This window comes from sulfur-oxidizing endosymbiont of Gigantopelta aegis, assembly GCF_016097415.1.
In the GTDB taxonomy this organism is placed as follows: domain Bacteria; phylum Pseudomonadota; class Gammaproteobacteria; order GRL18; family GRL18; genus GRL18.
Window position 1 is genome coordinate 1,150,127 of the sequence record NZ_JAEHGE010000001.1, and the last position, 16,321, is coordinate 1,166,447.

Consider the following 16,321-nt stretch of genomic DNA (forward strand, 5'->3'; position numbering starts at 1 on the left):
AGCGCTGCTGCAAAGTATGCTAATGCCCATCACCCTATTATTAGGCTTGCTGGTTTTATTTAATTTTGTTTTGTATTGGATTTTCCGCTCTAATGTTCATATTCAAAGAAAATCCAAAGCCCGTCTCGCCTTTCAGGCAACCCATGATGAATTAACTCAGTTACCGAATCGTCGTTATTTGATGGATAAATTTCATGAATGGAAGAAGCAATATCATGATCAATTTTCCATCTTGTTTATTGATTTAAATAATTTTAAGGCCATTAATGATATCCATGGTCATAGTGTTGGTGATCGGGTGCTGATTGCCATCGCAGAAAGAATTAAAGTGAGCTGTCAGAATAGCTTGAAAATTCGTCAGGGCGGTGATGAATTTATTATTTTAAATCATCATGTTGAAGCAGAGGAAATCGTCAAATTATCCATGCGATGTCTATCTGAATTAAAGAAACCGATCATAATTGATGGCTTGGAATTTGTCGTTAGTGCCAGCATTGGTACGGCTACAGCCCCTCAAAATGGTATAGATGTTGATGAATTACTAAGAAAAGCAGACATGGCGATGTATGAGGCCAAGCGCACTCAATCGGGAATGTATGCTTTTTCTGAAAGACTGGATGAAATGCAACAGCGTAAGGCTATTATTGAAGCTGAATTAGGTCATGCACTGGAAAGGCAGGAGTTTTATCAGCCTCAGGTCGATGCTATCAATCATTCTTTGGTAGGTATTGAGACCCTCATTCGTTGGCAAAACCCTAAGTTAGGCCATGTGTCACCAGAAGAGTTTATTGCCGTTGCTGAAGCGACGGGACAAATCATTGAAATTGGTTTGTATGTATTGAAGACAGCATTGCACGAAATTTCAGATCTTTATCAGGCTGCTGACGTTGAAGATGATATTCGTTTATCCGTTAATGTTTCTGTTCGGCAATTATTGAGTGAGAATTTTCTGCAACAATTTTTTGAAATCAATATCGCCTTTATCAATTCCTCAATTAAACTGGTGGTTGAAATTACTGAAAACCTCTTTATTGATGATGTTGATAAGGCAATTGCTATTTTAGAAAGCCTTCAAAAAGCAGGCATTGAAATTTCCTTAGACGATTTTGGAACGGGCTATTCATCATTAAATGTATTGAATAAACTACCCATTAATGAACTTAAAATTGATAAGAGCTTTATTCGAGATATTCTTTTGGATGAACAGGATAAGCAATTGGTTCGCAGTATTATTGACCTGGGTAAAAGCCTGTGCATTCCTGTTCTGGCTGAAGGCGTGGAAGAAAAGGAACAGGCTGATATACTTAATAAGTATGGCTGTGATTTATTTCAGGGTTATTATTTTTCCCGTCCGTTAAAAAAGGCTGACCTTAGACAATATATCTTTAACTCAGAATTGCCTGCCTAATCTTATTATTCGATATGGTTGATATTACCCTTGTCATCAAAACTCACCTGCATTACTTTTTGTTTTCTAAATTGTTTAACTGATTCAAGCGGCACTTGATAGTAGTCACTACTGGCTTCAATGCTTAAGTCGGTATTATGTATGCTTTTACTTTTGCGTCGCTTGAAATAAAGATTGCCCAAAGACCAGAGAATAAACATCAGACTAAATGCGGCAATAATAATGAGATACCAGACCGAGGTCATGGTTTTATATTCTTTATAGCCTTCTAATAAGAGTATATGTTGCTGAAAAAACACAAAGGCAAGATACCAGATAATAAAAGTGATTATGGGAACAATCAGATAAATACCTGAGAGCACAAAAAGTAATTTCAAGGTGTTATTGGCATATTTCTGCCTCATAGACATTAAGTCCGGGCGATTAATGATCAGTGGTTTTTTTTGCTTAGTCATTAGCGAATACCTCTATCAGGGCTTGTCCAGATGGCTCGTTGGCCTTTTTTCTTTAAAAAGGCCTTAGGGAAACCAATGACGGTGGTGATCATGTTTAACATCCAATAGACCATTGGATACCAAATCATCCAATAATAATTTTGTAAAAGATGTTTTTCATAACGTGAGTCAATAGACATGCTAATAGTGAATTGCAATAATGACGTTAGGATCAGTAAAACGCCTGTCCAACCGGGTAGAATACTGCGAATGAAAAAATAATCCGGAACAATAAAAAACTGTTGGAATAACCAGACTAACATAATAGTAAAGACCACATAACTCCAAATAACACTGGCCGCATATTCAAAGGCAATGGGCCACATACGTCGTGATTGCCATTGAAAGAGTGATTTGAAATAACGTTTGAACACCTCTGCTCCGCCTTGTGCCCAACGAATTCTTTGTTTGAGTAGGCCGGATAATGTTTCCGGCATCAATATCCAACATAATGCATTAGGTTCATAGCGAATATCCCACTGATTTAATTGCAAACGCCAGCTAATATCAATGTCTTCAGTGATCATGTCTGTGTGCCAATAGCCAATAGCCAATCTCATGTAAGGCACTTTTTCGAAAGGCAACGATGACGCCAGAGGCAGTGAAAATAGCGCCATAAATACGTTGGGCACGTTTGATCATGCCGATGATAGAAGAAAATTCACCCACCTGAATTTTACCTAATAAGGTGGTACGGTTTCTGATGCGAGGATTGCCGGTGACAGCACCAACATATTGACTGCTGACAAAGTGACGTATCATCCAGCGGGTGGCATGGGGATCTAATAAGGCATCACCGTCCACACAAAGTAGGAACTCATAGTTGGCCAATAATGAGGCGGTTTTTAAAGCCATGGCCTTGCCTTGATTCGAGGCTAGATGAATAACGCGCAAGCGCGGATATTTTAGCGCTAGTTCATCTAAAATTTCACGGGTATTGTCGGTACTGCCGTCATTAATGGCAATGACTTCAAATTGTGAATAGTTTTGCTTGACCAGATATTCAATAGTATCACGGACATTATGGCCCTCGTTATGACAGGGCACTAATAAAGAAACGGGTGGCTCATGCTCAAGTATGGGAGGGTTATCCGGGCGACGATGACATTGGTTTTCCCAATGGAGTCGATAATAAATACCGCCGGTCATCCATAAAAATGCCATAAAGAATGGATAATAAAAAGCAAAAGAAAGTAGTGCTTCAATGATAGGAAATTCAGTATTCATAGTTTTATCTAAGGCTGATTATAGGGAAAGGTTTGTAAGGAAAATTGTTTTTTTAATTGTTCGATATTGGGATGATTGTTTTGAAAATCATCGGGGTAATAGCCGATATTATTGATCCCATGACGCAATAGAAAATTAACCTGTGCCGCCATAATTTGGGTGTCAATGGGCTGGGAGGTATTCCAGTCCATCGCTTGTAATTCAAACAGTACTTTGCTGATGTTTTTCTTTTCAATACGTTGCTTAACAACTTCTGTTAACTCTGCTAACCAGAGATGTGGATCAGTGGCTTTTTCCATCCAGGGCATGGCCATAATGGCTGTGGTGTCATAATTTTGCACAAATTGTTCCAAATTTTGTGCAAACCAGACTTCACTGTCTTGTTCCAACACGGGACGGGCATACATGTTTCTCGCCGTTTTAATGGTCGGGCGATACTGTCGAATGCTATCACTTAACTCATGGGTAAATTGAATCAGAAACGCCGTTTTGAGTTTGGCCAGTTTTTTTAATAGTGCTGGCTGAGCAATGATCGCCTGAGGGCTTTGAATGATCCCCCGTTGTTGATACCAATTGAGAGCCGCCTCGGAGAAGTCTTCAAAATCAGTATAATAAGCATCATCATGATATAAAATGCCATAAAAATTAGTGTGTTTTGCTAAATCACTATAAATTTCATTAATGATTTTTCTAACCTGAGGATAAAAAGGAGATAGCCGCTTATAAGCGGCTGAGGTGCTTATTAACTGGCCATCTTTCAGTTCTTTTACGCCATATTTAGAAAAATAAGACTCGCCAAAATCAAATGCCATCACCGGTATCCAAGCATAGACATTGACATTGGCACGAGTGCGTAATTGCCAGGCAACTCGATTAAATAAGTCTGCACGCATCGGCAGGTGACGATTAGGAAAATACAAGGCATTCACATTGCCATCACCATCAGGATCAGCAAAGGCCTGTAAATAGACCGTATTGACATTAAATTGTTTGATTCTGTCCAATAGCTGATTGAGATTTTTTTCCTGTTGCTCTGCTGAGGTATCATAAATATAGTCCAAATCAACATGAATTACTCTTTCAGGATTTGGTTTCTTGTTGGTGTTAAGCATATAGGCCAGATCGCGGGCATTTGGATTGGCGATAATTAATTCTCTATTGATTAAACTTAAATCAGTGATGGAATTCTTTCTTTTTAGTTCTAATTCCGTATCCAGGCTTAAGTTAAAGGGCATGCCAAGTTCTTTGGCTATTTGAACGGTTTTTTTATTATAAGCACCATAGGGCCAAACCATGACACGTGGCGGCTTGCCTAATTTTTGGGTAATTAAATTGGAATTTTTCTTAAGATCGTTTTTAATACGGTGTAGATAAGTTTTATCGGTTTCATAATGTTGTGAGCGACTATAATACTGTCGGCTAATGGCAGCAGGCTGAGTGTTTTTTTGTGGATTGGCCAGAATACCGCGATGTAGATTAAAACTATGAGACGCCACTTCAACAAGCCCCGAGGCTTGCATTTCTTTGAGTTGTGCCCAACTGAGAAAATGCTCACGTGAAATGCTTTTCTTTCCATATTGCACATTGCCATCACGGGGTGTTTCTAGCCACTTTCCGACAATGGCAAAGACCGCAGGGAAATTATAGAGTTTGAGCAGTGGGTAAATTTTAGTATAAAAACTAATATAGCCATCATCAAAGGTGAGTAAGACTGCTTTGGGTGGTAGTGATTTTTTTCCTTCTCTGGCGGCAATTAGATCATCGAAGCTAATAGCTTGATAATTATTTTTTTTCAGCCATTCAAATTGTGCTAATAAATTTTCTGGACTGATCGCATATTGATCGGGACCCAGATCACCCTGGGTGATTGTTTTGACATCATGATAGCAAATGGCCGTAAAATGAGTATTAGTCGCATAAACATTGACCAGTGATATATAAATGACTGTGCAGAGTAATACAAGCTGTCGAATAAATTTTGTTTTCATTTAAAATAACCAATTTAAAGAGGCAAAGGCCGATTTTCGTTTTTCTTTATCGCCATCGTAATAATTTCGACTGACTTTGAGCCCGTAGCTGAAGCTGAGTGTTTTATTCAAAATCCATTCATGTTGATATAGAAAGCTTGTTGTTGTTTCTGTATTAAACGTTTCTTGTTCGTATTTACCCAGGTCTAATTCAAGGATTTGTTTAAATTGTTTGTCGCTCATTTTATAACTCAGCCATTCATTTCTGATGTTGATGCCATAAGACTTATCACTTTTTGGGGCAAAGTAAGGGCCTCCGGGCTGACTATTTTTTGATTGAAAATAATTAGGCGTAATTTGCATTTTATAATTAGGCTGGTTAATGAGCCGATGAGAAAATGACAATGACCAGCTATCACGTTGGTTACCATCAGAGTAATCCAAAATTTCAAAACCACTATTGATACTGCTGAGTTCATTAAAACGCCACTGACCGGAAAGACGATAATCAAGCCCATCAATATCATGAAAATAAGCCCGGACGGGGACATTGTTGCTAAAGGAATTATAGCCTATGGCAAGTTGTAAATAATCATTAAACCATTGTTCACTATTGATAGAAATACCGGGATCACTACGACTGGTATAGGAGTCACTGAGTTCAATTTGGGTGGTATTGCGTTGTTGGCGATATTCAACGCCGATACCCAGGCGCTCATATTGATCCTTGCCTTCAGTAAAATCAGATTGGCTGAAAAATTGATGTATGTAGGGACGATATTTATTATCATACAGGGCATCATAGAGATAAGATTCGATGCTCATATCTGAATTACCATAATTACTCTGGCTAGCTTGATTTTTTGAATCAGAATCACCAACATCGACCCAGCTTAAAAACTGGCGTTTATTGATTAAGTCCCAGTCTTTTTGTAATTTTTGGAGTGCATATTGATGATCCCCTTTATTACTCAGCTGTGCTAAGTTTTGTTCTGCTTTAGCGAATTGTTGTGTCTCGATTAAATTATAAGTGTGATTAATTTGTGCATATAAATAATCAGGCTCTATGGTGTGAGCAAGTTGTAATGCTCGTGCTGATGTTTCTGGCCAGCCACGCCAGCGATAAACTTGTGCTAAATTATCAATGAGCTCAAGATTGTTCGGGGCATTATTGCGCATGTTTTCAAAGCGTGTTTGAGAACCGTCCAGATCATCGGCATAAGCAAAAATATTGGCCTGTAGTATTTCTACTTGTAATTTCTCGTCATTATTTTTAGTGATGTCACCACTATGATCTTTACGCCATATAGGGGTGTTTTCATTGCGTGTTTGGATGAGATGGATTGCTTCAGTGGTTTTGCCTTGATCCAGATAGGCATAGGCCAGTGAACGCATTAGGGCTAAATTATCCTTTTGGCGTGACAACAAGTCTACATACATTTGCTCTGCGATTAAGGGTTGCTGTAAGGCAAGATAGGCATCCGCAACAGCATTTAGGACATAATCAGGCAAGGCTTGTGAGTTGGCCTGTAATGCTTGGTATTGGTCAATAATCGCTTGCATTTGTTCGGTTTGTTTTAAAGCGATAATATAATCATATTGGAGTCGTAATTGATTATAGTGATCATTTGACTCAGTTGAATTTGCTATTGCAGAGGCTAATAATTGAGTTACTTTTTCTTTGGCCTCATCTGAAGACTCCTCTGCTGCGGGTTGATAAACGCTCCAACGCAGTTGTAAGGCATAGGTGTCAGTTGTTATTTTGTTCATTTCTTTCGCCGTGAGTACCGAGGGTGTTGCGGCCAATTTATCCAGAGCTAAAAAGGGAGCACCGGCATAGAATAAATTTAATACTAATTGCTTGTTGAGTTCGGCATAATCTTTGCTATCAGAGTGGGGTATTTTGTTCAGTTGCACTTGATAGAGATAAGCAGTTTTTTGATAATCTTTTTGACTATCAAAATAACGAATTAATAATTGTATTTGTTCATTGTTAATTGCGCTGCTATGTTTCTCAGATAAAAACTGACCGGAAAGATAAAGTGGCATTAATATTTTTTTTGCCTGTTGATAGTTTTTTTGTTTGAGAAAAGTGCTCGCTTTTTTTAACTGTTGAGATAAGTGTGTTTGCTGCTGAACACTTTTTTTCTGCGGTATATTTTTTTGTTGTGGTGCTATTTTTTTTGCTTCTCGTTGTTTTACTTTAGAAATATTAGAGATGAAACTGTGGTTAAAACGTTGCTGATATTTTGTTAATAAGCTCTGTTCTAATGTATGATCATTGAGTTTTTTAGCACTGGCAATAAGAGCATCAAAGACAAATTCAGGTGCATGGTTAAAATCAATGGCTTTCCCTGCATCGAGAGCCTGCTGATAGTGTTGCTCCAAATAGAGCGTATTAATATAGTCAGCAAGATAGGCTTGGTTTTCAGGCTGCTCTTTGAGCAGTTGTTGTAAAATCACCAAGGCGGTTTGGTTCATCCCTGCCTGACGGGTAAGAAAAACTAACTCAGATTTTGTTTTTCCTCGGATTGCTGCGGGTGTATCCTGTGGCACGATAGGGTATTTAGTGAAATAGACTGCTAGTAATTGTTGAATTGTAGCCTGTTGTTTCAATTTATCAGCAGCTATAATAAGTGAGCGTAAAACGTATTCAGGCGTTTCATTTAGTTTGAGCTTGGGAAAATAATCTAATGCTTGTTGATATTGTTTGTCCCAAATTAGGATGGTGATGTAATCATTGAGCGCACCGATATTATCAGGCTCTAATCTGAGTAGGCGTTGGAGGGTGACTAAGGCACTTTGGTGATTCCCGGCTTTAGCTTCGGCAACAGCTCGATCACGGGCAAGCTGATATTGTTCCTGGGAGTAAAGACGCAGGGCAGAGGCAGATTGTGAACAAAAAAGTAATACAATGCCTAAAATACCACTAGAAAATAATGTACTTCGAAATACCACAAAGCCTTCCTATAAAATTCAGATTATAAAAAGTATAGCAGAGGCCTAGTATTTTTTATGTTGAATACATTGTGAATCAGGTGCTAAACTTATCTTTTAGTGTATTCGTTACTTTTTTCTAACCGCATTTTTCTATTTCTAACTATTTCTAACTATTTCTAAATAAAGACAGGTAATTTATGAAACCATTTTTACTATTCCTTGCGTTTATTCTACCAACGATAGTTTTTGCCAGCAGTGAGCCCGTACACACCAATAATAAAGAATATTCCCAGTGGATAAGTGCAATGAAGTCCTCTGAACGGGGGCCCTTTGTCAATGTCAGGTGGTTTTGTCAGGATGGCAGTGTGTTACCGCCTAAGGCTTATGCTTGTAGAGATCATGGTGGTGGTTTCCAGCATGGAAATTATAGCCAACAGACTAAAACCTTAAGAAGCAAAGGCTATTATATTGCTAATTTTCTAGCGGGTATTGATGCTAAGGCATTCATTCAAAATGATACATTTATAGATCAGTACAATCAGATATTAATAGAAAAATTTCTAGGCCATCTTGATAATGGTTGGATTTTAAGAAAAGCACAGTTTTATCGTGGCGCCATTCAGGAAGAAGATGAGCGTGCAGGGGCAAGGAATTTGCTCATGGAACTCAGTGGTCAGCCAGCATGGATCAGCCATCGCTACTTAGGGCTTCGTAGCGGCGTCAGGCTTTTACCCCATGGCAAAGATACCGCCTCTATGCAAAAAATGCGGCAATTAGCGGCATCATTGTCTGATAGTGATCGTGGTTTCAAAAAAATTCGGATAAAAATTCATGGTTCACCCGATGCCAGTGATGCGCAGATGGTGAGAGACTATGTGACAGAGAAACAACCTGAAGACAAGGCGCCTTACCTAGAGCTAGTCGATGAAATTGATGCTATTTATAAAGCCTCCCCTTTATCAGACACTTTAAGAGCCGATGCAAAAATTTATTCTGGTGCGCCCTGGTTACAAGATTTTTTGCGTAAAATGGCGGATGACTTAGAAAAAAATGATTTAGAGAATAATAGCTCCACTATCAAACAGTATCAAATAACGGCCACTGCCCTGGCTGATATGCGTGAGTTCATGCCTAGAATAAAAAGCGCGAGTGCACGTTTACGTTTATTAGACTTAAGCTTGATCATTGAGGCGCATAATTTCAAATCCAGTACTGAACTACATAAAGTGCTGGATAAAATGACTAGAAGCGAACGCTTATCCTTATTAGAAAATATCGCTCAGGCAAGTTATGGTGCAGGCATCATCAACCAAAGAAGTTATGCGCAAATAAAACAGTCGATTGAATCACTGAATAAAGACAAAATTGCTTTAAAACAATATATCAATGAGCTTAATTATTTAGCCAGAGTGCCCGGCTGGGGAACCCAAGGCATGCGTTTTCAATTTTATGCTTCGATGCAAAAACTGGGGGCAATTGAACCCTTGAGTTTTCACTTTATTCAAGATCAACTTCGTGGCAGCCCATTAATGTTTTTCTCTCAGGTGCTCAATGATTTGAGTATTGATGTCAATCACCTCTCCGGCGTTAAACACAGTATCTTTGGTAAAAAAACCGGTATTGGTTTTCATGCGCTTAATCCGGGATTTGTGAGGGGGACATTACATACCGATATCCGTCTGGAAAACATTGCTGCTATTAAACCCGATGGCATTTATTTGCTGCCCGAAACAGTTTCCGACCTGCCACCCTTATCAGGAATTATTACGGCGGGTGAGGGCAATCCACTTTCTCATGTGCAGTTGCTGGCAAGAAATCTGGGTATTCCCAATGTGACTATTAGTGAAGATTTAATTGCGTCATTAGAACAGCACAATGGTGAGATTATCGTGATGGCGGTTTCACCTTTGGGTTTGGTTGAGATCATGTCTGATAGTCCTAAGTGGCGTGAGTACTTTAATAAGGATAGCAATAAGGACAATATTCGCATCCGTCCTGATTTGGAAAAGCTGGATGTTAAATTTCGTGAGTTTATCAATTTAAAAGAACTTAGAGCAAAAGACTCCGGTCGAATAGTAGGCCCTAAGGCGGCAAAACTAGGTGAACTTAAACATATTTATCCTGATAAAGTGGCCAATGGTCTGGCCATTCCCTTTGGCATTTTCCGTGCTTCGGTATTGGATAAACCCTATAAAAATACCTCAAAAACTGTCTATCAGTGGATGTTAGAGCAGTATGATATTATTCGTTCATTAGAATCAAAGCCTGCACAACATGAACAGAAATCAGAAGCCTTCAGGGCTGAGCTTTATGATATTATCATGCACTCAAAAATGAGCGATGCACTGATAGCGTCGTTTAGAAAGGCCATGCAAGATGCGTTTGGAACCACTAACTTAGGCGTCTTTGTGCGTTCAGATACCAATGTTGAAGACTTGCCGGGTTTTACGGGGGCAGGTTTAAATCTGACCATGCCTAATGTGATTGGTTTTGATAATTTAATTAATGCCATTAATGATGTCTGGGCCTCGCCTTTTACCAAGCGTGCTTTTGCCTGGCGTCAATCACACATGGAAAAGCCGCAATATGTTTATCCTTCTATTTTATTATTGCGCTCGGTTGATAATGAAAAATCAGGTGTGATGGTGACTGAAGATATCACTACAGGGGCACGAGATATTATTTCTGTTGCGGTAAATGAGGGTGTTGGAGGTGCTGTGGATGGCCAATCAGCCGAGTCTTTACGCATTAATATCAATGATGGCTCGGTGAAAGTGCTGGCAACAGCCACAGCGCCTCTGAGACGACAAGCTGCATCAACGGGTGGAGTAGTGGCATTGCCTGTCAGCGGCTCTGATACCATATTACAGCCTGATGAAATTAAACAATTAATTGCGTTTGCTAAAAAACTTGTAACTTCTCAATAAGTCTGTGCAAAACTTGAAATAAAAACAAAAAAAGTCTTGACAGCATTTTAGAGGACAAAAATTGCATTTTCACTGCCCCATGTAATTTATCCCTATAAATGATCCTGTCGATCTGTCTCAGATCGAAATAGAATATTTTTGAATATTATCTTAACTGAGAGGGAGTTTGATCAACACAGGGCAAACTAAAGAGCCTTAAAAAGCCATGATACAATTGTTTTATTGAAAACAACCTGTATTGATTATAGTGAAAAAATTACCTCCAATTCCAGAGATACCTGAAGAAGAAAAGACACCGGTAGTCCGATTACTCCTTGCTTTCATGGAGCAACAACAGGAAATCATTCAAAACCAACAGGTTGAAATCGATGCCCTTAAAACAGAAGTTGCTAAGCTTAAAAAGCTACCTCCAAAGCCTAAAATAAGAGCCAGTAAATTGCCAAAGGATGATGACAATGATAATCCGACAGGTCATTCAGGAAGCAAGAAAAACAACTCAGGAAATGGGACTAGTAAAAGTCGTAAACGAAAGAAGAAATTGGCTATTCATAAAACCACCGTTATCAAACCAGATAACCTGCCAGAACATTCACGTTTTTTAGGGTATCAGGATTATTTTGTTCAGGAGCTGCTGATTAAGCCTTTCAATACTCGTTATCGATTGGCTCGCTATAAAACACCCGATGGTGATACCTGTATAGGAAAATTGAGCTTTGATACACATATAGGACATTTTGGCCATACATTACAGAGTTATATCGTTTATCAATATTATCACCAGAGAGTGACTCAGCCATTGATAATACAACAATTAACAGAATTAGGTTTTGATATTTCAACGGGTCAGATCAATGAGATTTTAATCCATGACAAAGACCATTTTCATACTGAAAAAATACATTGCTAACTGCCGGTATCAACAATAGTACTTATATCCATGTTGATGATACGGGTAGTCGTCATGATGGAAAGAATGGTTATTGTACTCACGTTGGCAATGAAACCTTTGCCTGGTTTTCAAGTACTCGATATAAGAGCCGGATTAATTTTCTACAATTAGTTACGAGGTGCTGCTGTTGATTATACGCTCAACGATGCAGCACTTGATTATATGAGAGCAGAAAAATTACCTCACAAGCCATTGAGCGTTATTGAACAAAGTCATCAGACTTGCTTTGATAATGAAGAAGCCTGGAAATACTATCTGCAGAACAATAGTATCATAACACAACGGCATGTTCGCATTGCCACAGAAGGCGCTTTACTGGGGGCATTAATTAACAGTGGCTTTCCAAGTGATTTGGTGATTGTGAGTGATGATGCAGGACAATTTGATATTTTGTTGCACGCATTATGTTGGATACATGCAGACAGAGTGTTTCAGCGGATACTACCACTCAATGAGCGACATGATAAAGAACTGAACTGGGTACATACTCAGATTTGGGAACTATTTTATGATCTCAAACAATATAAACTTGAGCCAGATGATCCGTTGAAGTCAGCGATTGCTGAACATTTTGATGAATTGTGCCGGACTAAAACAAGCTTTGAAACGTTGAATCAGGCACTGAAACGATTGGCAAGAAATAAAACAGAATTACTGCTGGTATTGGAACGGCCTGATATTCCTCTTCATAATAATTTGAGTGAAAATGATATTCGAGAATATGTTATTAAGCGTAAAATTAGTGGTAGTACACGCTCAAAGGATGGGCAACTTTGCAGAGATACCTTTGTCAGTTTAAAGAAAACTTGTTTGAAACAAGGAATTTCATTCTGGGATTTTATTAATGACCGGATCAGCAAGAGAAATTTGATCCCATATCTGCCTGAGTTGCTGAAAGGTAAAGTTTGTGCTGTTTAAATGCACAGACTTATTGAGAAGTTACAAAAACTTCCTCAAAAATTTCCATCGATTATCGACGATGCCGGTAAGCCTGCACCTGCTGATGTTGAGTTTGGTTTTTTAAAGGGTAAATTACAATTGTTTCAATTAAGACCTTTTCTGCAAAATCATGAAGTGCAAGGCATGGATTATTTAATCAATATGGATAAGTCATTGCATGGCAAGTCTCATATCAAAGTTGATATGTCTGGAGTACCAAAATAATGAAAATGCTTATTAATAGTTTAAGTAACTCTCTAAGTAAAAAACTAAACCCCCTTAGTCCCCCTTTGAAAAAGGGGGAAGTAAAAATAAGTGTCTCTTTATTCGCTGTTGCTTTGTTCAGTGTGTTACCAACGATTGCAGCTGCTTATCCTTTGGATGGTTATGTCGATACCGGTATTCGTCGTGTTGAAGGCTCAAGACTTGCTAATGAGGGGGTGGTTAAGGATCGTTTAAGTCAGGTGCCGGGGGCATTATTGACGACCAAAGAAGTGGATATTCGTTTGCTGGATCATAAAGATTTTCAGATTCCTGAAGCTGATCCCCAGCTCAATGCTCAGATCAAAAAATTATTAGGTCAACACGCAGATGAATATGGTATTGCTGTCTTGGATTTAACGGACATGGAGCATCCTCGCTATGGGGTGCATCGTGGTGATCACAAGCAAAATGTGGGCAGTGTGGGCAAGCTTTTGGTTGGCCTGGGTGTTTTTCAGGCAATGGCTGATGTCTGGCCTGATGAAACCAAACGCCTTGATGTGTTAAAAAACACTTTGGTGACGGCAGATAAAATTAGCCAGTATGATCACCATACAATTCGACTTTTTAATCCTGAGACAAAAAAGCTGACTCGCCGTTCGATGAAAATTGGTGATCAGGGCTCGCAATGGGAATTTCTGGATTGGATGTTATCCATCAGCTCAAATTCTGCGGCAGCGATGAACCAGCGTCAGGGCATGTTGATGAGACAATATGGCACGGATTTCCCACCATCGGAATCTGAAATTGCCCGTTATTTCAAAGAAACACCCTCAAAAGAAAAAACCGCACTTTATAAACAAACATTTTGGGAGCCCGTGACACGCAATGGACTGGATATAGAGCAATTTCGTCAAGGTAGCTTTTTTTCCCGCAATGGTAAGTTCGCCGTTAATGGTGGCGGAAATAGTTATGCGACAGCCAATCAGTTATTGCAGTTTTTAGTTAAAATGGAACAAGGCGAGTTAGTCGATGAATTCTCTTCACGACAATTAAAACGCTTACTCTATTTAACGGAGCATCGTATTCGTTATGCCTCATCGCCTGCGCTAAGAAAATCAGCCGTGTATTATAAATCCGGCTCTTGGTATAAGTGCAAAGAAGAAGTCGGTTTTAAATGCCGTGCTTATCAAGGCAATGTTATAAACTATATGAATTCAGTTGCTATTATAGAAAGCCCTGAAGCGGAAGGTAATCTCTATTATATGGTAGTTGTTATTTCAAATGTACTGAGAAAAAATTCAGCAGTAGAACATCAGACCTTGGCTACCAGAATTCACCGACTGATGAAACAAGCACATCCAGTTAAAAATGCTTCAGTTAAAAAATGATCGTTAACTTAGCACTAGAGCTATATTATCGACCAGGCCAGGTTCAGCCTATTAAGCAAGGATGTAAGTTGTAATTTATGGTCGCTGAACATACATCCTTAGAGTTAAATCGAATTGAAAAAATATTAGGTGTTTTTACTGACGTTAAAGCCGGAGAGGGAACAACGGCAATTTTAATGTTTGCCAATGTATTTTTAATACTATGCGCTTATTATTTTGTCAAACCCTTGCGTGAAGGTTGGATCGCAATTTCTGACATTGAAGGTTTGACCAAAATGGAAGTCAAAGCCTATTCAAGTTTCCTGCAAGCCATCTTTCTACTGTTTATTATGGGCTGGTATAGTCAACTATCTGACCGGTGGTCACGCTCAGCCTTGGTGACTCGCTCAACACTATTTTGTATCTCTAACATGATTGTTTTCTGGTTTTTACAGCCCGGTTTCTTTTTTGAGGGGTTACCTGTTTCAGGGATTATCTTTTATCTTTGGGTGGGCATGTTCGGGGTTTTTGTTGTTGCTCAGTTTTGGACCTTTTGTGCGGATATTTATAATGATGAAGTAGGTAAGCGCTTATTACCACTCATTGCCATTGGCGCGACCTCCGGTGCTGTTTTCGGCTCTAAAATTATTGATACCTTGGTGGGTTCAGGCTTAGTCCCCACAGAGGCTTTATTATTAGCCGGTACAGCGCCCTTGTTCGCATCAATCATATTAACTCGTATTGTTGAGCAACGTCTATGCCGAAGTCGTCAGGCAATTGACAAACAAGAAGATGATAAGCTTGACGTTAAGATGACCGAAATTGAAAAAGCTAAAGTTAAAAAGCAAGGCTTCAGTTTTTTATTAAATGGTGTAAAACTTGTTTTTAAAAGTCGTTTTTTATTCGCCATTGCCATTGTTACCTTACTCACCAATTGGGTGAATACCAATGGTGAAAATTTATTGTTTCGAGTCATACAAGAAGATTTGGCAATACAAGCTGCTCAATACGGTATTGTGGGTAGTCAAGCGATACTGGAATTTACTCGTGATGGTACCACTGCTTTTTATGGTAATTTTTTCTTTTGGGTGAATGTGGTTGCATTACTCTTGCAAGCATTAATTGCTTCACGTTTATTAAAATACGGTGGCTTTGGGGCAATTATTATGCTGCTGCCGGTTATTGCTCTATTATCCTATTCCGTTATGGCCTTACTGCCTATTTTATTAATAGTAAAAATGATGAAAATTGCTGAAAATGCAACGGACTATTCGGTGAATAATACTGCGCGTCATGTACTCTGGTTGCCCGTTGATTCAGTGAGCAAGTTTCATGGAAAACCAGCTATAGATACTTTATATGTGAGAATTGGCGATGGGCTAGCGGCCCTGACTGTTTTAATCGGGGTGCAGTTTTTATCATTAACAACGGCAGAATTTTTTATTATTAATATTATTTTGATTTTTTTCTGGTTGTATTTTACGCGAGTATTAATACAGGAAAGGAAAAAATTATTATAAGCGAGAAGTGCTTATGATTAATCAATAAATGTGAGTGGAAGGCCGTAGGGTAGGGCACGCTTTTTGTGCCCACGCTGAAAGTGTGAATAATAAATAAGAGACGTTTTACTTTATCAATTTACTGTCTTCAGGTAATGCTACATTCAATTCCAGAATAGGGCAATTCTTATCATTGGTATCGAGTTGTACCTTGATTTGATCGGGATCGATATCCACGTACTTACTAATGACCTTAAGAATTTCTTCTTTTAGCTTGGGTAAATAATCCGCATCAGGATGGCTACCACTGCGTTGGTGAGCAACGATGATCTGTAGTCGATCCTTAGCAAGGTTGGCTGTTTTTTTCTTTTCTGTGCGAAAGAAATTTAAAATACCCATC

Annotated in this window: 12 protein-coding genes and 1 pseudogene; 8 read left to right on the forward strand and 5 right to left on the reverse strand. The window is 38.9% G+C overall.

The features are described 5' to 3' along the window. Positions 1 to 22 precede the first annotated feature (22 nt). Complete coding sequence (locus tag JEU79_RS05960; RefSeq protein ID WP_425511165.1) at positions 23 to 1,408, forward strand: putative bifunctional diguanylate cyclase/phosphodiesterase; 1,386 nt, start codon at positions 23 to 25, stop codon at positions 1,406 to 1,408. Positions 1,409 to 1,413: 5 nt separating this feature from the next. Here the strand turns inward: JEU79_RS05960 and pgaD are convergent, their stop codons facing one another. The 4 genes and pseudogenes from pgaD to pgaA all read right to left on the reverse strand — a co-directional run bounded on the left by pgaD (position 1,414) and on the right by pgaA (position 8,054). Continuing rightward, positions 1,414 to 1,863: a poly-beta-1,6-N-acetyl-D-glucosamine biosynthesis protein PgaD gene (gene pgaD / locus JEU79_RS05965; RefSeq protein ID WP_198263369.1), complete on the reverse strand. Its 450-nt coding sequence runs from the start codon at positions 1,861 to 1,863 to the stop codon at positions 1,414 to 1,416. After that, a pseudogene (gene pgaC, locus JEU79_RS28380) lies at positions 1,863 to 3,129 on the reverse strand (poly-beta-1,6-N-acetyl-D-glucosamine synthase). Before pgaC ends, pgaD begins: the two are co-directional and overlap by 1 nt. 8 nt (positions 3,130 to 3,137) lie before the next feature. Beyond that, the gene (pgaB, locus tag JEU79_RS05975; RefSeq protein ID WP_198263370.1) at positions 3,138 to 5,117 is read right to left on the reverse strand and encodes a poly-beta-1,6-N-acetyl-D-glucosamine N-deacetylase PgaB; all 1,980 of its coding nucleotides are present in this window, start codon (positions 5,115 to 5,117) and stop codon (positions 3,138 to 3,140) included. Further along, positions 5,118 to 8,054, reverse strand: a complete 2,937-nt coding sequence (gene pgaA / locus JEU79_RS05980) for a poly-beta-1,6 N-acetyl-D-glucosamine export porin PgaA (RefSeq protein WP_198263371.1) — start codon at positions 8,052 to 8,054, stop codon at positions 5,118 to 5,120. 287 nt (positions 8,055 to 8,341) lie between these two features. Between pgaA and JEU79_RS05985 the strand changes: the two genes are divergently transcribed. The 7 genes from JEU79_RS05985 to JEU79_RS06005 all read left to right on the forward strand — a co-directional run bounded on the left by JEU79_RS05985 (position 8,342) and on the right by JEU79_RS06005 (position 15,942). Next, positions 8,342 to 10,963, forward strand: coding sequence for a PEP/pyruvate-binding domain-containing protein (locus JEU79_RS05985; RefSeq protein WP_214660511.1), 2,622 nt, complete (start codon positions 8,342 to 8,344; stop codon positions 10,961 to 10,963). Between the two features lie 247 nt (positions 10,964 to 11,210). Beyond that, positions 11,211 to 11,870 (forward strand): hypothetical protein, encoded by a 660-nt coding sequence (locus tag JEU79_RS26085; protein ID WP_198265641.1) that lies wholly within the window; start codon positions 11,211 to 11,213, stop codon positions 11,868 to 11,870. Beyond that, positions 11,864 to 12,043: a hypothetical protein gene (locus JEU79_RS26090; protein ID WP_198263039.1), complete on the forward strand. Its 180-nt coding sequence runs from the start codon at positions 11,864 to 11,866 to the stop codon at positions 12,041 to 12,043. Before JEU79_RS26085 ends, JEU79_RS26090 begins: the two co-directional genes overlap by 7 nt. A gap of 31 nt (positions 12,044 to 12,074) precedes the next feature. Next, positions 12,075 to 12,830 (forward strand): IS66 family transposase, encoded by a 756-nt coding sequence (locus JEU79_RS26095; RefSeq protein ID WP_246540034.1) that lies wholly within the window; start codon positions 12,075 to 12,077, stop codon positions 12,828 to 12,830. After that, entirely contained in the window at positions 12,831 to 13,076 is a 246-nt protein-coding gene (locus tag JEU79_RS05995) for a hypothetical protein (protein ID WP_198263373.1), read from the forward strand. A 122-nt stretch (positions 13,077 to 13,198) separates the two neighbouring features. Further along, a complete protein-coding gene (locus JEU79_RS06000) occupies positions 13,199 to 14,443 on the forward strand; it encodes a serine hydrolase (protein WP_246540035.1) in 1,245 nt (414 codons plus the stop codon). 77 nt (positions 14,444 to 14,520) lie between these two features. Then, positions 14,521 to 15,942, forward strand: coding sequence for an NTP/NDP exchange transporter (locus JEU79_RS06005; RefSeq protein WP_198263375.1), 1,422 nt, complete (start codon positions 14,521 to 14,523; stop codon positions 15,940 to 15,942). 105 nt (positions 15,943 to 16,047) lie between these two features. On the opposite strand, the gene minE is transcribed toward JEU79_RS06005, so the two are convergent. Next, the gene (gene minE / locus JEU79_RS06010; protein ID WP_198263376.1) at positions 16,048 to 16,320 is read right to left on the reverse strand and encodes a cell division topological specificity factor MinE; all 273 of its coding nucleotides are present in this window, start codon (positions 16,318 to 16,320) and stop codon (positions 16,048 to 16,050) included. Position 16,321: the final 1 nt, after the last annotated feature.